The organism is Streptomyces sp. Ac-502 (assembly GCF_045222935.1).
Classification (GTDB): Bacteria; Actinomycetota; Actinomycetes; order Streptomycetales; family Streptomycetaceae; genus Streptomyces; species Streptomyces monomycini.
On the sequence record NZ_JBHFFO010000001.1, the window covers coordinates 1,181,637 to 1,200,195 of the forward strand.

General features: G+C 73.9%; 10 protein-coding genes and 7 pseudogenes. 8 read left to right on the forward strand and 9 right to left on the reverse strand.

Annotation, left to right across the window (positions count from 1 at the left end; genetic code table 11):
• Window positions 1-187 precede the first annotated feature (187 nt).
• On the forward strand, window positions 188-607 hold the full coding sequence (locus ACEXOX_RS05100) for a PA14 domain-containing protein (protein WP_406526235.1): 420 nt from the start codon (window positions 188-190) through the stop codon (window positions 605-607).
• A 118-nt stretch (window positions 608-725) separates the two neighbouring features.
• The gene (locus tag ACEXOX_RS05105; RefSeq protein ID WP_406519274.1) at window positions 726-1,349 is read left to right on the forward strand and encodes a TIGR03086 family metal-binding protein; all 624 of its coding nucleotides are present in this window, start codon (window positions 726-728) and stop codon (window positions 1,347-1,349) included.
• A gap of 80 nt (window positions 1,350-1,429) precedes the next feature.
• On the opposite strand, the gene ACEXOX_RS05110 is transcribed toward ACEXOX_RS05105, so the two are convergent.
• The gene (locus ACEXOX_RS05110; protein WP_154806360.1) at window positions 1,430-1,600 is read right to left on the reverse strand and encodes a hypothetical protein; all 171 of its coding nucleotides are present in this window, start codon (window positions 1,598-1,600) and stop codon (window positions 1,430-1,432) included.
• A 345-nt stretch (window positions 1,601-1,945) separates the two neighbouring features.
• Window positions 1,946-2,820 (reverse strand): annotated as a pseudogene (locus ACEXOX_RS05115) (Fpg/Nei family DNA glycosylase).
• A 95-nt stretch (window positions 2,821-2,915) separates the two neighbouring features.
• On the opposite strand from ACEXOX_RS05115, the pseudogene ACEXOX_RS05120 reads away from it, so the two are divergent.
• Window positions 2,916-4,342: pseudogene (locus ACEXOX_RS05120) on the forward strand (lipase maturation factor family protein).
• Here the strand turns inward: ACEXOX_RS05120 and ACEXOX_RS05125 are convergent.
• Window positions 4,239-5,323: pseudogene (locus ACEXOX_RS05125) on the reverse strand (tetratricopeptide repeat protein). The pseudogenes ACEXOX_RS05120 and ACEXOX_RS05125 overlap by 104 nt on opposite strands.
• Before the next feature lie 262 nt (window positions 5,324-5,585).
• On the opposite strand from ACEXOX_RS05125, the pseudogene ACEXOX_RS05130 reads away from it, so the two are divergent.
• Both ACEXOX_RS05130 and ACEXOX_RS05135 read left to right on the forward strand, forming a co-directional pair.
• Window positions 5,586-6,786: pseudogene (locus ACEXOX_RS05130) on the forward strand (lactonase family protein).
• Window positions 6,787-6,863: 77 nt separating this feature from the next.
• Window positions 6,864-8,301 (forward strand): annotated as a pseudogene (locus tag ACEXOX_RS05135) (amino acid permease).
• A gap of 257 nt (window positions 8,302-8,558) precedes the next feature.
• Here the strand turns inward: ACEXOX_RS05135 and ACEXOX_RS05140 are convergent.
• From ACEXOX_RS05140 to ACEXOX_RS05155, 4 genes and pseudogenes are all read right to left on the reverse strand, one after another.
• Entirely contained in the window at window positions 8,559-9,302 is a 744-nt protein-coding gene (locus ACEXOX_RS05140) for a transglycosylase family protein (protein WP_406519275.1), read from the reverse strand.
• Between the two features lie 485 nt (window positions 9,303-9,787).
• The gene (locus tag ACEXOX_RS05145) at window positions 9,788-11,761 is read right to left on the reverse strand and encodes an ABC transporter permease (protein WP_406526236.1); all 1,974 of its coding nucleotides are present in this window, start codon (window positions 11,759-11,761) and stop codon (window positions 9,788-9,790) included.
• A 147-nt stretch (window positions 11,762-11,908) separates the two neighbouring features.
• Entirely contained in the window at window positions 11,909-12,697 is a 789-nt protein-coding gene (gene modA, locus ACEXOX_RS05150) for a molybdate ABC transporter substrate-binding protein (protein ID WP_406519276.1), read from the reverse strand.
• A 40-nt stretch (window positions 12,698-12,737) separates the two neighbouring features.
• Window positions 12,738-13,132, reverse strand: a pseudogene (locus tag ACEXOX_RS05155) (molybdopterin-binding protein).
• A 44-nt stretch (window positions 13,133-13,176) separates the two neighbouring features.
• Between ACEXOX_RS05155 and ACEXOX_RS05160 the strand changes: the two are divergent.
• A complete protein-coding gene (locus tag ACEXOX_RS05160; protein WP_406519277.1) occupies window positions 13,177-14,307 on the forward strand; it encodes a triphosphoribosyl-dephospho-CoA synthase in 1,131 nt (376 codons plus the stop codon).
• Between the two features lie 132 nt (window positions 14,308-14,439).
• Here ACEXOX_RS05160 and ACEXOX_RS05165 read toward each other — a convergent pair whose 3' ends face one another.
• Window positions 14,440-15,261 carry a PaaX family transcriptional regulator C-terminal domain-containing protein gene (locus ACEXOX_RS05165; protein WP_406519278.1) on the reverse strand — a complete coding sequence of 274 codons (822 nt, stop codon included), beginning with the start codon at window positions 15,259-15,261 and terminating at the stop codon, window positions 14,440-14,442.
• Between the two features lie 11 nt (window positions 15,262-15,272).
• Entirely contained in the window at window positions 15,273-15,875 is a 603-nt protein-coding gene (gene lspA / locus ACEXOX_RS05170) for a signal peptidase II (protein WP_406519279.1), read from the reverse strand.
• Window positions 15,876-16,001: 126 nt separating this feature from the next.
• Between lspA and ACEXOX_RS05175 the strand changes: the two genes are divergently transcribed.
• Entirely contained in the window at window positions 16,002-17,660 is a 1,659-nt protein-coding gene (locus ACEXOX_RS05175; protein ID WP_406519280.1) for an acyl-CoA dehydrogenase family protein, read from the forward strand.
• Window positions 17,661-17,712: 52 nt separating this feature from the next.
• Window positions 17,713-18,521: pseudogene (locus tag ACEXOX_RS05180) on the forward strand (crotonase/enoyl-CoA hydratase family protein).
• The last annotated feature ends 38 nt before the right edge of the window (window positions 18,522-18,559 follow it).

The window sequence follows — 18,559 nt, forward strand, 5'->3', positions numbered from 1 at the left end:
TGGCCATGACCGACCGGAGCGCTCGACCGGCCGATGACCGACCGGAAGGAGCATGTGATGCGCAGCCGTACGAGATTTGCCCGGCTTCTCGGCACCCTGGGCGCGGCCACGGCCCTGCTCGGCGCCCTCCTGACCGGCCCCGGCGCACCGGCCGCCGGCCGCCGCGCCCGCCGGGCACGGCACCGGGCTGACGGCGCGGAGCTGGGCGAACGACAGGTTCGACGGGCCGCCCGCGGTGACCACCGTCGATCCGGTGATCAACAAGTCCTACCGCTTCGACGGCTCCCCCGCCGTCAGCATCCCGGCGGACCACTTCGCCACCCGCTGGACCGGCTCGATCCGGCCGCTGTACAGCCGGCCGTACACCCTCACCGCCGTCTCCGACGACACCGTACGGCTGTGGGTGGACGGCCGGCTCGTCATCGGCAGCACCGCTCCGCACGAGGCGCGGACCGACCGGGCGTCCGTCGCGCTGACCGCCGGGCACCGGCACACGCTCCGCGTGGAGCCCACCGAGCGGACCGGTGAGGCGCACATGAAGCTGCTGTGGTCGAGTTCCGGTCAGGAACAGCGGATCGTGCCGCGGAGCGCGCTGTATCCGTCCTGAGGGGGCGGCGTGCGTCCCGGAGGGTGTCCGTGCGTCGCTCAGGGCGTCCGCGCATCCCTGGCTGTGTCCGTGCGTCGCGCCACGGTGGCCGCCGTACCCACTCCTATCCTCGGTGAGCATGAGCCAACACGAAGAGGACAAGAACGGTCCCGATACGGAGGGGACCGGAAACCACGCCGAGATTCTGCGCCGGCACGGTGAGGCCATCGCCCTGTTCGGCAGCCGGGTCCGCCGGGTGCGGGACGACCAGTGGGACGACCCGACCCCGTGCGCCGAGTGGTCGGTGCGCGATCTGGTCGGCCACCTGACCGTGGAGCAGTTGTGGGTGCCGCGGCTGGTGCGGGACGGCGCCACGATCGAAGAGGTCGGGGACGCCTACGACGGTGACCAGCTGGGCGACGACCCGGCCGGCGCCTGGGACCGGGCGGCGGTGGCCGCGGTCGCGGCGTTCTCCGAGCCCGGCGCGCTGGACCGTACGGTGCATCTGTCGTCCGGGACCGGTACGGCCGCCGGGTACTGCTCGCAGATGACGATGGACGCGGTGGTCCACTCCTGGGACCTGTCCCGGGCGATCCGCGCCGACGAGAACCTGCCGCAGGACCTGGCGGCCGCCGCCCTGCGCGAGGTCGAGCCGTACGCGGACGAACTCGCCGGTACGTCGATGTTCGCCGATCCCGTCACACCGCCGCCCGGTGCCGACGACCTCACCCGGCTGCTGTGCCTGCTGGGCCGCCGGCCGTGACGACCGACGGCGCCGGCCGGCCGGAGTCCGTGGGCCGTGCGTGGCCCACGGACTCCGGCCGTCCGGTGCGGCGGTCCCGGTCAGTCGATGCCGCGGAAGATGTGGGTCTCGGTGGGGTCGTCGTCGCAGCCGGCGACTCTGACCGGGACACAGCGGCCCCAGACCTCCAGATTGCGGACTTCCTTGATCCGACCCGGCCGCTCGCCCGGCTTGGGCCGCGGCTGCTTGCGTTGCGCGTTTTCCAATGCCACCACGCACTCCTTCATCGAGGGAACACTTCCGACGCGGTGGCGCCTTCGCACAAACCGGGATGTCGGCCAGGGTTTGCGGCACTTCCCGCGACGGGCCAAGGGTGTTGGCATCTACCGGACAGGCCGTCCGTCGACCACCAGATTAGCGACCGCGACCGGCGGGCGCTCGACATTTACCGGATATGAAGTCAAGTCGGGGACAATGCAGAGATTCCGCCTCGTCCCGCGCGCCGGTCGCCGCACCGGCTCCGGCGGGCTCCGCGGCCCCGCCCGCCCGCCGCCCGGCGCCCTTCCGGTTGTCGTCCGGCGTTCACCCGGTTGCCGTACCCGCCACCGTACCGGGCCCTACTTCAGGAGCCGGGACATCCGCCGGTCGGCCAGCAGCTTGCCGCCGGTCTGGCAGGTGGGGCAGTACTGGAGCGAGGAGTCGCTGAAGGAGACCTCTCGGACGGTGTCACCGCAGACCGGGCACGCCTCGCCGGTACGGCCGTGCACCCGCAGCCCGCTCTTCTTCTCCTTCTTCAGCTGCCCGGCCGCCACCCCTCTGGACCGTTCCACCGCCGCCAGGAGCGTGTCCCGTACGGCGGCGTACAGCCGGGCCGTGTCCTCGGGGCCGAGGCGGGCGGCGGGCTTGAAGGGGGACATACGGGCCGCGTGCAGGATCTCGTCGGAGTAGGCGTTGCCGATGCCGGCCAGCACGCTCTGGTCCCGCAGTACGCCCTTGACCTGCCGCCGTTCCCCTTGAGCAGGGCCGCCAGGGACTCCTCCGTGAAGTCCGCCGCGAGCGGGTCGGGACCGAGCCGGGCGACACCGGGGACCTGCGCCGGGTCGGTCACGCAGTACACCGCCAGCCGCTTCTGCGTACCGGCCTCGGTGAGGTCGAAGCCGGGCGCCGGGCCGGTTCCTTCGGCGCTCAGCCGGACGCGGAGGGCCAGCGGGCCCTTGCCGGGGCGCGGCGGGGCGTCGGGCAGGGCGTCCTGCCAGCGCAGCCAGCCGGCGCGGGCCAGGTGGATCACCAGGTGCAGGCCGCCGACGGTGAGGTCCAGGAACTTCCCGTGCCGGGCCACCGCCGTGACCGTGCCGCCTTCGAGGGCGGTCAGCGGCGGGTCGTACGTCTTGAGCACGTTGACGGCGGCGGGCTGGGCGCGGACCAGGACCCGGCCGACGGCGTGCCCGTCGAGGAATTCCCGCAAGGCTTCGACTTCCGGCAGTTCGGGCATGGTTCCAGCCTGCACGGTGCGGCGGTCCGGTACATCTCGTGCGCGCCGCGTGCCGGACGGGCGGCGCGGTGCCCGGCGGTGCTAGGGATGGTCCTGTGGACTGGTTCACGGAGAGCGACGTGTGGCTGGGGCGGCTGGTGTTCCAGCGGATGCTGGCCGTGCTGTATCTGGTGGCGTTCGTGGCGGCGGCGCGGCAGTTCCGGGCGCTGCTGGGCGAGCGCGGGATGACGCCGGTGCCGGACTTCGTGCGCCGGGCGCCGTTCCGCAAGGCGCCCTCGGTGTTCCACTGGCGCTATTCGGACCGGTTCTTCGCGCTGTGGTCCTGGGCGGGCGCCCTGCTGGCCGCGGCCGTGGCCGCCGGGGCGGCCGACGCGGTGCCGCTGGGCGTGGCGATGGCGTTGTGGGCGGTGCTGTGGGTGATGTACCTGTCCATCGTCAACGTCGGACAGACCTGGTACAGCTTCGGCTGGGAGTCGCTGCTGCTGGAGACCGGGTTCCTCGCCGTCTTCCTCGGCAACGACGACACGGCGCCGCCGGTGCTCGTGATGTGGCTGCTGCGCTGGCTGCTGTTCAGGGTGGAGTTCGGGGCCGGGCTGATCAAGATGCGGGGTGACCGCTGCTGGCGCGATCTGACCTGCCTCTACTACCACCACGAGACGCAGCCGATGCCGGGCCCGCTCAGCTGGTTCTTCCACCGGCTGCCGAAGCCGCTGCACCGGGTGGAGACGGCTGCCAACCACTTCGCGCAACTGGTGCTGCCGGTGCTGCTGTTCACGCCGCAGCCGGTGGCCACCTGGGCGGCGCTGGGGATCGCGGTGACGCAGCTGTGGCTGGTGCTGTCCGGCAACTTCGCCTGGCTGAACTGGCTGACCGTCGCCCTGGCCCTGTCCGCCGTGGACGTCTCCTCGCTCGCCGACGCGCCCGCGTCCGCGTCCGCCGCTCCCCGGTCTGGTTCGCGGTGCTGACCGTGGCCGTCACCGTCTTCGTCGCCTACCGCAGCTACCGTCCGGTACGCAATCTGCTGTCCCGGCAGCAGCTGATGAACACCTCCTTCGACCCGCTGCACCTGGTCAACTCCTACGGGGCTTTCGGCAGCGTCACCCGCGTCCGCCGGGAGATCGTGATCGAGGGCACGGACGCGGCGGTGGCCTCGCCGGACGCGGTGTGGCGGGAGTACGGGTTCCGGGGCAAGCCGGGCGGGGTGCGGCGGCTGCCGCGCCAGTTCGCGCCCTATCACTTGCGGCTGGACTGGCTGATGTGGTTCGCGGCGCTGTCGCCCGGCTACGCGCGCAGTTGGTTCGGGCCGTTCGTGGAACGCCTGCTGGAGAACGACCCCGACACGGTGCGGCTGCTGCGCCACAACCCGTTCCCGGACGCGCCGCCCGCGCTGGTGCGGGCCCGGCTGTTCCAGTACCGCTTCACGACGTGGCGGGAACTGCGGGAGACCGGCGCGTGGTGGCACCGTACGGAGCTGCGGGACTTTCTTCCGCCGACGGGAGCAGCTCGGCGCGGAACGCGATGACCATGTCCCGGGCGTGCCGCAGCCCGATCCGCCCGAAGTCGCGCTCCAGCTCGTCCAGTTCGGTGAGCGTCTGGTCCTTCGAGCCGCCCATCCGGGAGCGGGACTTGACCAGCCCGAGGCGGGAGAGGGCGGTGCCGCGCGGCTCGTGCATGTCCTCGAACTCGCGCAGTGCGCCGTCGTAGACCGCGCAGGCCTCGGCGTAGCGCCCGGCCCGGAACAGGACGTTGCCGCGCATCTTGTGGTTGTAGGCGAGGGCGCTGGCGAGGTCCATGGTGCGGCAGATGGTCTCGGCCTCGCTGAGCAGGGACAGGGCCTGTTCGGTGTGGCCCTGTACGGACAGTACGTCGGCCACGCCGCGCAGCGACCAGGCGCGGCCCCGTGCGTCGTCGCCGTCGGCGGCTATCCGGGCGGACTCCTCGAACAGCTCCAGGGCCTTGGCGTAGTCGCCGGTGTTGCGGTGCATCTGCGCGATGCCGGACATCGCCCACACCATGTGGCGGGCCTCGCCGTGCGCCCGTGCCTGTTCGAGCAGTTGCTCGTGCAGGTCGGCAACGGCGGCGTAGTCGCCCTGTATGCGGCCGGTCTCGGCGAGTCCGGCGAGGGAGTAACCGTGCGCGAGGCGGTCGCCGCCCTCGTCGGCGAGGGTGACGGCCAGGGCCAGCAGCCTGCGGGCGAGCGCGAGGGAGCCGCACTGGCGGGCGAGCGTGCCGCCGCTCCACAGGGCCCAGGACATCGCGCCGCGGTCATCGGCTCCGCGGGCGCTGCGGTAGCTGTCGCGCCAGGCCGTACGGGCCTCGCCGACCCGTCCCAGGCGCCGGTTGGCCTCGGCGACGGCGAGGAGGCACGGGCGCGCTCCAGGTCCGTGCGGGCGTCGCGCCGCGCGCGGCGGGCCGTGGCGAGCACGTCCTCGTAGGACGAGTTCACGCTGAGGGCGGTGCCCAGCTCGCCTTGGTACTCCGGGGCGAATGCCTTGCCGTACATGAATCCGTGGCCTCCTGGTCGTGCATGTGCTTGATCACGAAGCTACGGAAGGGAGGGGGTCGGGCGAATCCCTCCACGGATTGGTCGTGCCGTATGCCTCCGGTCCTACGCGAGGGGGACCTGGTCATCATCGGGACGTACGGGCCGTCCGGCCTTCGGCCGACACCAAAGCGCCACGCGAGCCGCGGCACGCCCCTTGCCGGGGCGGCCGGTCCGGGCCACGCTGGCTGCCGACCGCGATCTCCGGACCCCGAGGTGTGGCATGGACAGCAGGGCACGGGCAGAGACCGGCCGCCGCCGCTTCCTGCGTACGGTCGTGGCGGGCGCCGCGCTGACCGCGGCCGGCGGCAGCCTCGGCGGCGCGGCCGCGTCCGGGGAGGCCGCACCCGGGCAGGCCGGGTCCGGTGCTCGCCCCCGGCCGTACGCGGTCCGGCCGCTGTTCCTGGGTACGTACACCTCCGTACCGGGCGGCGGCACCGGCGTGGGCCTCGGCAGATACGACACGGTCCGCGGCCGGATCACCGCGACCGGGGTGATCGACGGCGTCGGCGACCCGTCCTACCTGGCCCTCTCACCCTGCGGCCGGACCCTGTACACCGTCAATGAGCAGCAGCAGGGGCGGTGACCGCCGTCGCCCTGCGCGCCGACGGCCGCCACCGGGTCCTCGGCAGCCGCTCCACCGGCGGTGCCGGGCCGTGCCACCTGTCCGTGCACCCCGGCGGGCGCTGGCTGCTGAGCGCCAACTACCTGTCGGGCAGCGTCGCCGTGCACCCTGTCGATCCGGCCCGTGACGGCGCGCTCGGCGAGCGTACGGATCTGGTCACCCACACCGCTCCCCCGCCGGGGCCGGGGCAGACCGGGCCGCACGCGCACCAGATCGTCACCAGCCCGGACGGCCGCCATGCCCTCGCCGTCGACCTGGGGAACGACACCGTCTACACCTACCGGCTGGACACCACCGCCGGAAAGCTCACCCAGATCTCGTACGTCACGCTGCGCCCGGGCGCGGGCCCGCGGCACCTCACCTTCCACCCGTCGGGCCGCTACGCCTACCTGGCCAACGAGGTGGACAACACCGCCGTGGTCTGCGTGTACGACCCGGCCACCGGCACACTCACGCCGGGCGCGCCGCAGTCCACCGGGACCGGCCCCGGCACCAGCTACCCGGCGCAGTTCCTGGTGACCCGCGACGGCGCCTTCGCCTACCTCGCCAACCGCGGCCACAACAGCCTGACGCGCTACGCGGTCGAGGCGGCGGGCGCCCGGCTGCGGCTGCTGGACACGGTGCCGTCCGGCGGTGACTTCCCCGCCACCTCGCCTTCTCGCCGGACGGGCGGCTGCTCTTCGCGGCGCACCAGCGGTCGGGGACGGTGACGGTGTTCGCGGTGGGTGCCCGGGGCGGGCTGCGGCGGCTGGGTGAGCCGTTCGCGGCGCCGGTTCCGGTGTGCGTGCTGCCGCTCTGACGCCCGGGGCCACTGCCCCGGCAGCCGAAACACTGCGGCAACAGCCCCGCAGGAATGCGCCGATAGCGTCGGCCCGCATGAGTACGGGAACATCACGCGAGACGGCACCGGCCACCGCAGCGGACGGCGGACAGGCCGACGGGCAGGGCGGCGGGCCGGCCGAGGGGCAGGGCGGCGGGGACCTGCGCAAGGGCCTCAAGCGACGCCACATGAGCCTGATCGCGCTGGGCGGCGTGATCGGCGCGGGCCTCTTCGTGGGCAGCGGCGTGGTCATCCGGTCCACCGGCCCGGCCGCCGTGCTGTCGTTCCTCGCCGCCGGTCTCCTCACCGTCCTGATCATGCGGATGCTGGCGGAGATGACGGTGGCCCGGCCGCCCTCGGCTCGTTCTACGCCCATGTGCGCGAGACCCTGGGGCACCGCGCCGGCTTCACGGTCGGCTGGCTGTACTGGTACTTCTTCGTGATCGTGGTGGCCGTCGAGGCGGTGGCGGGCGGCCGGATCGTCCGGCTGTGGCTGCCCGGCGTGCCGCTGTGGGCCGTCAGCCTGGCACTGATGGCGCTGCTGACCGCGACCAACCTGGTCTCGGCCCGCTCCTTCGGCGAGTTCGAGTACTGGTTCTCGTCGGTCAAGGTCATCGCGATCGTGGTGTTCCTCTTCCTCGGCGCGCTGTACCTGACCGGGCTGTGGCCGCGGGCCCACGGCGGCCTGGCGCACCTCACCGACTCCGGCGGCTTCGCGCCCGAGGGGGCCGGTGCGGTCCTGGCGGCGGTGGTGCCCTGCGTCGGCTTCTTCACCGGCGCGGAGATCGTGACCATCGCGGCGGCCGAGTCGGTGGAGCCGGAGCGCGCCGTGGCGGCGGCGATCCGCTCGATCGTGCTGCGCGTGGTGGGCTTCTACGTGCTGTCGGTGCTCGTCGTCGTGGCGGTCGTGCCGTGGACCTCCCCGGCCGTCGAGGTCAGTCCGTACGCGGCGGTGCTGGACCGGCTGGACGTGCCCGCCGCCGCCACGGTCATGAACGCCGTCGTCCTGATCGCCGTGCTCTCCTGCCTCAACTCCGCGCTCTACACCTCGTCGCGGATGCTGTTCGCCCTGACCCGCAACGGGGACGCGCCGCGCGGCTTCACCCGGCTCAGCCGCGGCGGGGTGCCGCGCCGGGCGCTGCTCGCCGGGACGTCCGCCGGATACCTGTCGGTGATCGCGGCGTGGGCCTCCCCGACGTCGTCTTCCGGTTCCTGATCAACTCCTACGGTGCCGTCGCCCTGTTCGTCTATCTGGCGATCGCGGTCGCCCAGCTCCGCCTGCGCCGCAAGCTGGAACGCGAGGAACCGCAGCGGCTGACGCTGCGGATGTGGCTGTTCCCCTGGCTCAGCCGGGCCACCGTGGCACTGATGGCCACGGTGATCGTGGCGATGGCCTTCCTGCCGGACAGCCGGGCGCAGTTCTGGCTGAGCCTGCTCACGGTGGGTGTGGTCCTGGCGGCCTACGAGGTACGGCGGCGGCGCGCCACCGGCTGAACCGGACGGACCGGATGGACCGGATGGACCCGGCGCCCGGCCGCCGGAGCCCGAGTCGTGCAGGCCGTCCGCGGCGCCACGGACGGCCTGCCGGTGCCCACCGCTTCCCGCGGCGGTCCGCCCGCCCCCAGCCGGACCGCCGTTCCATGGGAATTCGTCACGGGGAATTCCCGGGAGGGTGGGAAGGGATTACGTGCCGCGGCTCCTTGCGGCCGAACGGATTTCGGCCGGCCGATTTACGGTTTGTCGGCTTACCGTCAGCCGGTGCCGGAGCGGCGTACGGCGAGTCGCATTCCCGGGTGGATGAGGTCCGGATTCGCCCCGATCACCTGGCGGTTGAGGCGGTAGAACTCCCGCCAGCCCCAGCCGTACGCGTACGCGATGCCGCTCACCGTCTCCCCGGGATTGACGACATGCCCGCCGGAGGCCGCCCGGGGCCGGGCGTCGCGCTGCTTGTACGGTTTGGCGTGGCCGTACCGGCTGCCGGACGCGTCCCGGTGCCGGGGGCTGCGCAGCCGCTCGCGGTACCGGCTCGAACCGTTCGTGCGGGCCTGGGTGTCGGCGCGCGGCGCCGGCCAGCGGGCGGAGTCCGGCGCGCTGTGCCGCGTACCGGACGAGCGCAGGCCGAGCCGGGCCGAGCAGGCCGGCCAGGCGCCCCAGCCCTGGCGGGCCAGCACCCGTTCGGCGATCCTGATCTGCTGGGCCCGGGAGGCCCGCGCCGCCCGGGACCCGTACCTGCCGCCGCCGAAGGAACGCCAGGTGGAGTGGGCGAACTGCAGTCCGCCGGAGTAGCCGTTGCCGGTGTCGGCCCGCCAGTTGCCTCCGCTCTCGCACCCGGCCAGCCGGTCCCACGTGGCACCGCTGCGGGCCTCGGCCGGCCCTTCGGCCGCCACGTTCAGCGCGCCGGCCGCCAGCAGGACCGCCGCCGCCGTCGCTCCTCGGGCCCCACGCCCCCGGACCTCACCGCGTCCGCTCGTTTCCGTTCCCTGAGGAAATTCCATCGACCTGTGCTCCCGTCGCTCACCGCTCGGTTTCCCGGCGGCCTTGGGGATGCATGACGTCCCGTGGAAGCACGCTCTTTCCCGGCTATCCCGCGGGCTTTCCCCGTGGTTCCACCGAGTTCCTGCGGTGCGTTTTCCGAGCCGTCATGAATTCGACGAGTACGAGACAACCACGGCCACGGACGGCACCGGCAGAGCGCGCGGTAGCGCCTCGGCGGTCCGTCCTGCCTCCGCACCGCCGGAGTGGGGGCCGACGGCTCCGCATGGCACCCCCTTCTGCCGGGTAGGGGCGCACCCCCGGTGACGGAGCGCATGGTCTGCCCGGGCGTATCGAGCGCTTGTCCGAGCCGGGGGTGCCGCAGGAGCGCGTTCGGGGGCTCGGGGCACGCGCGGCGGGCGTCCGCACGCACCGCGCACGGGCCCCCGGGGCGGCGCAACGCCACCATCCCCGCGGAGGGTTTGGTTCCGGTACGGCGGGCCGCCGCTCAGACCGGTACGAGCGTCACCTCGGTCGCCTTCACGCTCACCCAGACCTCGGTGTCCTCGGCCAGGCCGAGTTCCGCGGCGGCCTGCGGGGTGATCTCGCCGACCAGGTCGGGCACCTCCGGCGACCCGACGAGGACCCGCAGCCGGCTGCCGAGCGCGGTGATCTCCCGTACCCGGCCCGGCCAGACGTTGCGCGGGCTGCCGGACGGGCGCGTCCGGTGCACGGAGACCGCTTCGGGGCCGATGACCGCCAGCGCGCCGGTGCCCTCGGGCAGCGGGTCGGCGGCGACCAGCCGCCCGGCGCCCGTCATCCGCAGTCCGTCGCCGGTGGCGGTCCCCGGCCACGCGTTGCGGCCGAGCATCCGCGCCACCCACGGCGAGCGCGGATGCCGGGTCACCTCGGCGGGAACGGCGTCCTGGATGGTGCGCCCGTCCTCCAGGACCAGGACGCGGTCGGCGAGCGAGACCGCTTCGACCGGGTCGTGGGTGACCATCAGGCAGACGCCGCCGAAGCCGGCCAGGTGCCGGCGCAGGGTGTGCCGGACGTGCGCGCGGGTGCTCTGGTCGAGGGCGGCCAGCGGCTCGTCGAGCAGCAGCAGGCGGGGGCGGGCGGCCAGCGCGCGGGCCAGTGCGACCCGTCCGGCCTGGCCGCCGGAGAGCTGGGCGGGCCGGCGGTGCGCGAGGTGGCCGACGCCGAGCCGGTCCAGCCACAGCTGGGCCTCGCGGCGGGCCTCGGCACGGCCGGTGCCGTGGGCGCGCAGCCCGTACGCCGTGTTGCCGAGGGCCGTCAGATGGGGGAAGAGCGCGCCGTCCTGCGGGACCCAGGCGACGCCGCGGCGGTGCGGCGGCAGGGTACTGACGTCCCGCTCGCCGAGCGTCAGTGCGGCGTGCGCCCGCGGCGTGAGGCCGAGCAGGGCGCGCAACAGCGTGGTCTTGCCCGCGCCGTTGGGGCCGACGACGGCGATGGTGGTGCCCGGGGCGGCGTCGAGGGGGAGCCGGTTGAAGCCGGTGACGTCCGCGTGCAGCGGCCACCGCCCGGTGCGGGAGACGTCGCCGGAGCTGTCGCCGGGGGCGGTGGGGGCCGCGTCGGCGCCCTCGGCGTGCGCGGTGGTGGCGGTGGGCGGGCCCGGGGAGACGGGCGTGCCGGGGGCGTCGGACGCGCCGGTCATGTGGTCGGGCCACGTGCCGGCGGCATCCGGTGCCCTGTCGCCGTCCGCGTCCGTACGCGTCACCGCGCCGCTCGTGCGCCCCCGGGCCGTGCCGCCCCCGCCCGCCCATCTGCCGCGCAGCGCGACCAGGACGGCCGTCGCGATGGCGAGGAGCAGGAGGGAGACGGAGGTGGCGGCCTCGGTGCTGTCCTGAAGGAGCAGGTAGACCTGGAGGGGCAGGGTCTGGGTGACGCCCGGCAGGTTGCCCGCGAAGGTGATGGTCGCGCCGAACTCGCCGAGCGCCCGTGCCCAGGTCAGGGCCGCTCCGGCGGCGAGCCCGGGGGCGATCATGGGGAGGGTGACCGTACGGAAGACGCGCAGCGGGCCGGCGCCGAGCGAGGCCGCCGTCTCCTCGTAGCGCACATGCAGTCCGGCCAGCGCGCCTTCGAGGCTGATGACCAGGAACGGCATCGAGACGAAGGTCGCGGCGACCACCGCGCCCGCGGTGTGGAACGGCAGTTGCACACCGAACCAGCTCTCCAGCCAGCCGCCCAGCAGGCCCCGCCGCCCGAAGCCGAGGAGCAGCGCCACACCGCCGACGGTCGGCGGCAGCACCATGGGCAGCAGCACCAGGGAGCGCACCACGGCCTTGCCGGGGAAGTCGACGCGCGCGAGCAGCCAGGCCAGCGGCACACCGAGCAGCAGGGACAGGCCCAGCGACCAGAAGGACACCACCAGGGAGATCCGCAGGGCCTCGGTGACCTCGGGGGAGGTCAGATGGGTGCCGAGGTCGCCCCAGGACGTCCGGGCGAGGATGCCCGCCATGGGTACGAGCAGGAACGCCACCGCCAGGACGGCGGGCAGCGCGAGGGCGAGGGGGCGCGCAGGCCGGGGGCGGTGGCCCGCTCTCGTTCGCGGTGGTGGCGCTTCATCGGAAGACGGCTCGGGGCACGGCTCGGGGCACGACTCGGATCACGGCTTCTGGAAGCCGGCGTCGCGCAGGAGCTTCTGCGCCGGTGCGCCCCCGAGCCACTTCACGAACGCGTCGGCCTCCTTCGCGTGCTGCGAGACCTTGAGCGTGGCCGCCGGGTACTCGGCGATCGCGTTCTGCTCGTCCGGCACCTGGACGGCGTCCACCTTGTCGGGCGCGGTCATCGCGTCGGTGGCGTAGACGATGCCCGCGTCCGCCTCGCCCAGCTCGACCTTGCTCAGCACGCCGCGCACGTCCTGCTCCTGGGAGACCGGCTGCACCGTGATGTCCTGCCGGTCCAGGACCTTCTTGCTGTAGCGGCCGACGGGGACGGCGGGCGCGGCGAGCACGACCTTGAGCTTGTTGGTGGAGGCCAGGTCCTTCAGACCCGTGATGTGCTTCGGGTTTCCCTCGGCCGTGGCGATGACCAGGCGGTTCTTCGCGATGATCTGCGGTGCGCCGGTCTTGCCGTGCAGCCCGTCCATGGTGCGGGTGTCCGCCGTGACCAGGGCGTCGGCCGGGAAGTCCTGGTTGACCTGGGCCGCGAGCTGCTGGGAGCCGGCGAAGGAGAACTTGACCGTGACGTCGGGATGTTCCTTGTGGTACGCGTCGGCGGCCTTGGCGAAGACATCGGTCAGGGACGCGGCGGCGAGGACCTTGAGCGTGGTCCTCCCCTCGGCCCCGGACGAGTCGTCACCGCTGCCGCAGGCGGCGGTGAGCGGGGCGAGGACGGCGACGGCCAGGGCCGCGGCGACGGCGCGGCGACGGGTGACGCCGAAGGTGCGGGACATCGGGATCGGCTCCTTGGGGACGAGGCGGGGCGGGCGCGCGTCAGGCGCGGTCGACATGGACATTGGTCGACTTCACGCGGGCGGTGGCCCGCACGCCGACCTCCAGTCCGAGTTCCTCCACCGCTTCCCGGGTGAGGAGGAGACCAGCCGGTGCGGACCGGCCTGGATCTCCACCTGTGCCGCCACGTCGCCCAGCTTGATCGCCGTGACGATGCCGGGGAAGGCGTTGCGGACCGAGGTGTGGGAGGTGTCGTCCTCCGTGGTGCCGTTCTTGGCGAGTTCGGTGGAGAACGCGGCCAGGTCGCGGCCGTCGATCAGCCGGCGGCCGGATTCGTCCCGGTGGGTGGGGACCTTGCCGGCGTCGGCCCAGCGGCGGGCCGTGTCGGGGCTGACGCCGAGCAGGCGCGCGGCCTGGCCGATCGTGTAGGACTGCATGTGCGGCACCGTATGGCAGATCATCTCTCATCTGCAATTACTCCGTGGGAAAGCACCTGGCATGTGCGAGGTCCGTTGGAGGAAGCGACGAGAACCGCGGTGGCGCGGATGACCGGCGGTGCGGCGCTCCGGGCGGATGGCACGGGGGCGCGGACCGGACATACCAGGGGGCGGAGCGTCGGCCGGGTGAGCGAAGCCGTACTCTTCTGGGAGGGATTCGGAGGGCGTGGCGTAACACGGAGGGAGCGCGAACCGATGGGTACTCCTACTTCTTCAGCCCGTTCCGCGGTCCGCGGCAGGTCGATCATGAAGAGGCTACGGCCGGACACCGCGCGCCGCGACGTGCCGCCGTCGCACGAGCGCCCCGTCCTGCACACGGTTCCGCACCCCTCCCCGGACCGCCCCCTCCCCCTGCGGCTCGCCGACCTCGCCGTCGCCGCCTGTACGGCACAGACGGTGCTGGCCCCGAAGCCGGACCCGCTCGCGTTGCACGCCGCCGAGCTGTTGCACGCCCCTTCGCCTCCATGGCCGAGGCTGCCATGGGCCGGCCGCTGGACCGGCGGCTGCGCGAGCAGCTCGGGCGGCTGGGCCGGGCGGGCGAGCAGCGGGCCCTGGAGGCGGGTGCGGGTGCGCCCGGCAAGCGGGGAGCGCTGTGGTCCGTGGGCCTGCTGGTGGCCGGCGCCGCCGCGACGAACTGCCGTTCGGACGTGGAGACCTGTGAGGCGGCCGCCACCCTGGCGCGCCTGCCGGACGGCGGCGCCCCGGCGGCCAGCCGGTCGCCCGGCGGCCGGGCCCGGCAGTACTACGGCGTGCCCGGCGCCGTCGGCCAGGCCCGTTCCGGCTTCCCGAACGTGCTGGGCGTGGCCCTGCCCGCGCTGCGCCAGTCCCGTGCGGCCGGTGCCTCCGAGGTGACGGCCCGGATGGACGCGCTGCTCGCGCTGCTGTCCACGCTCGACGACACGACGCTGCTCCAGCGCGGCGGTTCGCAGGGCCTGCTGTCGGTGCAGATGGACGCGCGTGACGTGCTGTCGTCGGGCGGTTTCGGCACCGCGCGCGGGCGGAAGGCGTTCGTCCGGCTGGACGCGCGGATGACCCGTAACGGACTGACGGCGGGCGGGAGCGCGGCGCTGCTGTCGGCGGCTCTCTTCCTGGACTTCCTCTTCGAGGGTCGCTGAGGCTTTTCGCCGCAGAGGCCGCTCGGGGCCGGGAACGGGACGGGGGCCGTGGCCGTGGCCGTGGCCGTGGCCGTGGCCGTCGAACATGGCAGGGGTTCGGCCCGAGAAGCGCTCTTCAGCGGCCGCCCGCCCTCAGGCCGTGCCGCCGGGAGCCACGTACTGCCGCAGCAGATCGCGCAGCTCGCCCTCGAAGGAGTCGTAGCGGCGGCGCAGTTCGGCGCCCGGCCAGTCGGCCGGGAGCAGGGCCTCCGGCAGCAGCGGGTCCGCGAGGAGGTGCCGCAGTACGGCGGCCGAGACCGTGAAGCGCCCGGCCGGTGACGTGGCGTCGGACAGCGCGGCCAGCAGCGCGCGGGCCCGCGCCGCCCAGCCGTCCAGGTCCCACAGCCCGCGCGCCAGCTCCGCCGGGTCGCCGTCCGGAGTGCCGGTGAGCAGGGTGCACTGCCGGGTGATCACGGGCGGGCGGTCGCGTTCCAGGTTGCCGGGGCGCAGCCAGGTGCCTTCGCGCAGTTCGGCGAGGCGCAGTTCCGCCATGGCCTGGCGCAGCGCGGTGCGTTCGGCGGCCGGGCGGGCTTCGGCGGTGACCACGGCGATCTCCCAGCCGCCGGTCCAGCGCCGGGTGCGTGGCGTACGGCTCTCGTCCTGCCGCGCCTGGCGTTCCAGCAGCCGCGCGGTGAGTCCGTACGTGCCGTCGTCCTGCTGGAGGTCGCCGGCGGCGACCATCCGGGACAGCGCGACCCGCACGGTGCCCTCGGCGATGCCGAAGAGCTCACCGACGCGTACCAGGGCGCGCGCCGGGAGGCGGGGCGGGTGGTGACCGAGGAGGGTGCTGAGCACGATGGAACGGGCGGTGAGGGGCCGCAGGCCGAGGTGCCGCGTGTCGTCGCGTACGGAGTCGCGCAGAGAGCGGCGCACGGAGTCGCGTACAGGATCGCGTACGGAAGTGTCGTCGTCCATCGGGCGGAATCCTAGGAGGCGCCCGGCGGGTCGGCGACGGCCGTGTCCCCCACCGTCTCCCCCGCCCTCCTCTCCGGCTTGTCCTTGTTGTCCAGCTCCCACCCGAGGAAGGAGAACAGCACGATCAGGATGCCGCCGCAGACGATCGCGCAGTCGGCGAAGTTCATGATGCTGAAGCCGCGTACGTGGAGGAAGTCGACCACCGCGCCCTGGAAGTCGCCGGGGGTACGGAAGAGGCGGTCGGTCAGGTTGCCGAGTCCACCGCCCAGCAGCAGGCCCAGCGCGATCGCCCAGGGGGCGCTGTAGAGCTTGCGCGCCAGGCGGACGATCACCACGGTGACGGCCACGGCGATGAGCGTGAACAGGATGGTGGTCGCCTCGCCGATGCCGAACGCCGCGCCGGAGTTGCGCAGCACCCGCAGCTCCAGCCAGTCGCCGAACACCTTGACGGGCGCGCCGTGCTCCAGCTCCGCGACCACGGCCACCTTGCTGCCCAGGTCGAGCAGGTAGGCGGCGCCCGCCACCGCCAGGAGCAGCGGCACCCGCCGCCTGCCACCCGCACGCTCCGTACGGTCCGCACCGCTCTCCCCGGTGGTCCGGCCCGGTTTCGTCACGTTCAGTCCCCTCGCAGTCCGTCGGTCGGCCTCCACCTTAAGCGGGCCGCCGCCGACCCTGTGATCACCGCCCTCCATCCCATTACACCCTTCCCGCGCCTGTCAGAAATCTGTAACGTCCACGGTATGACCGTCACCCATGAAGTCGTGAATCAGGCCCCGCCGCTGACCGGGTTCAGCACGGCGGACGACCCGGCCCTGCTGGAGGCGCTGCACCGGGCGGGCGCCGGGTGGGGCGCGCCGGAGGTGCGGGAGCTGGGCGCGCTCGCCGGGACGGAAGCGGTGCTGGAGCAGTCCCGGGCCGCCGAGGAGCAGCCGCCCCGGCTGCGCACCCACGACCGTTTCGGCCACCGGATCGACGAGGTGGAGTTCCACCCCGCCTGGCACCAGCTGATGACCGTGGCGGTGGAGCACGGGCTGCACGCCGCGCCGTGGGCCGAGGCCCGGCCCGGCGCCCACCTCGTGCGCGCGGCCAAGTTCTACGTCTGGTCGCAGGCCGAGCCGGGGCACGGCTGCCCTGTCTCCATGACGTACGCCGCCGTCCCCGCCCTGCGCTCCGCGCCGGCGCTGGCGGAGCAGTACGAACCGCTGCTGGCGGCCCGTACGTACGACTACGGACTGCGGCCCCCGCTGACCAAGGCGGGCCTGATCGCGGGCATGTCGATGACGGAGAAGCAGGGCGGCTCCGACGTACGGGCCAACACCACCCGGGCGGTGCCGGCCGGCGACGGCACGTACCGCGTCACCGGGCACAAGTGGTTCACCTCCGCACCGATGAGCGACGTGTTCCTCGCGCTCGCGCAGACGGCGGAAGGGCTGAGCTGCTTCCTGCTGCCGCGCGTGCTGCCGGACGGCACGCGCAACGGGATGCGGCTGATGCGCCTGAAGGACAAGCTGGGCAACCGCTCCAACGCGTCCTCCGAGATCGAGTACGACGAGGCGGTGGCCTGGCCGGTCGGCGAGCCGGGGCGCGGTGTGCGGACCATCGTCGAGATGGTGAACATGACGCGGCTGGACTGTGTGATCGGCACGGCGGCCGGGATGCGCGCCGGACTGCGGCAGGCCCTGCACCACACCGCGCACCGCCAGGCGTTCGGCCGCGCGCTGTCCGAACAGCCGCTGATGCGGGCGGTACTGGCGGACCTGGCGATCGAGTCGGAGGCGGCGACGACGCTGGCGATGCGGCTGGCGACCGCCGTGGACCGGGCCCAGGGCGGGGACGCGGAGGAAGCCGCGCTGCGCCGGCTGGGGCTGGCCGTCGGCAAGTACTGGGTGTGCAAGCGGGGCAGCGCGCACGCCGCGGAGGCCCTGGAGTGCCTGGGCGGCAACGGGTACGTGGAGGAGTCGGGCATGCCGCGGCTCTACCGGGAGGCCCCGCTGCTGTCGATCTGGGAGGGCTCGGGCAACGTCGCCGCGCTGGACGTACTGCGTGCCCTCGGCAAGGAACCGGCCGCGCTGGACGCGTACTTCGCGGAGGTGGACGCGGCCGCGGGCGCCGACCGGCGGCTGGACGCCGCTGTCGCGGGCATCCGCAAGATGCTCGGCACGCTCGACGACCCGGAGCGGGCGCAGCGCGCCGCCCGGACGCTGGCGGAGCGGATGGCGCTGGCGTTCCAGGGCGCGTTGCTGGTCCGGCACGGCCACCCGGCGGTGGCCGACGCGTTCTGCGCCTCGCGGCTCGACGGGGAGTGGGGCAACGCGTTCGGGACGCTGCCGACCTCGGCCGACCTGACGGCGATTCTGGATCGGGCGCGGCCCGTGGCTGCCGGGGAGGGCGCCGGATGACCGGCGGGGGCCCGGGGGCGGGCCAGGTGGCGGGCCGGTGGGCGACTCGGGCCTGGGGCCGGACGACGGCCCGAACGGCGCGCCGGACGTCGGATCGGCCCGCACCGTACGGGTCGAGCGTTCCGGCCCGGTGACCACGGTCGTCCTCTCCCGGCCGGAGGCACGCAACGCCGTGGACGGCTCCACGGCGTGCCAACTGGCCGACGCCTTCCGTGCCTTCGCGGCGGACGACGACGCGCACGTCGCGGTCCTGTGGGGCGAGGGCGGCACGTTCTGCGCGGGCGCCGATCTCAAGGCGGTCGGCACCGAGCGCGGCAACCGGGTCGCGGCCGACGGCGACGGGCCGATGGGCCCCACCCGGATGCGGCTGGACAAGCCGGTGATCGCCGCGGTCGGCGGACACGCGGTGGCGGGCGGCCTGGAGCTGGCTCTCTGGTGCGACCTGCGGGTCGCCGAGGAGGACGCGGTCTTCGGGGTGTTCTGCCGCCGCTGGGGCGTGCCGCTGATCGACGGCGGTACGGTACGGCTGCCCCGCATCGTCGGCACCGGCCGGGCCCTGGACATGGTGCTGACCGGCCGGCCGGTGGGTGCGGCCGAGGCACTGGGGATGGGACTGGTCAACCGGGTGGTGCCGCCCGGACGGGCGCGCGCGGAGGCCGAGGAACTGGCCGCCGCCATCGCCCGCTTCCCCCAGGCGTGCCTGCGCAGCGACCGCGCTTCCTCCTGGCCCAGGAGGGTCTGCCGGAGCAGGCCGCCATGGCCGCGGAACTCCGGTACGGGGGAAGTGTCCTGGCGGACGCGATGAAGGGCGCGGCGCGCTTCGCTTCGGGGGCGGGGAGGCATGGGGCGATGGACGTGTAAGTACGTGTTGCGGAACGGCGGTGCCTCAGCCGACGAGT

What these genes read in the sequence shown, in the direction of transcription:
- modA (WP_406519276.1), bottom strand. Translation starts at nt 12,697, where the DNA reads ATGTCCCGCACCTTCGGCGTCACCCGTCGCCGCGCCGTCGCCGCGGCC.
- ACEXOX_RS05105 (WP_406519274.1), top strand. Translation starts at nt 726, where the DNA reads ATGAGCCAACACGAAGAGGACAAGAACGGTCCCGATACGGAGGGGACC.
- ACEXOX_RS05140 (WP_406519275.1), bottom strand. Translation starts at nt 9,302, where the DNA reads ATGGAATTTCCTCAGGGAACGGAAACGAGCGGACGCGGTGAGGTCCGG.
- ACEXOX_RS05145 (WP_406526236.1), bottom strand. Translation starts at nt 11,761, where the DNA reads ATGGCGGGCATCCTCGCCCGGACGTCCTGGGGCGACCTCGGCACCCAT.
- ACEXOX_RS05165 (WP_406519278.1), bottom strand. Translation starts at nt 15,261, where the DNA reads ATGGACGACGACACTTCCGTACGCGATCCTGTACGCGACTCCGTGCGC.
- ACEXOX_RS05175 (WP_406519280.1), top strand. Translation starts at nt 16,002, where the DNA reads ATGACCGTCACCCATGAAGTCGTGAATCAGGCCCCGCCGCTGACCGGG.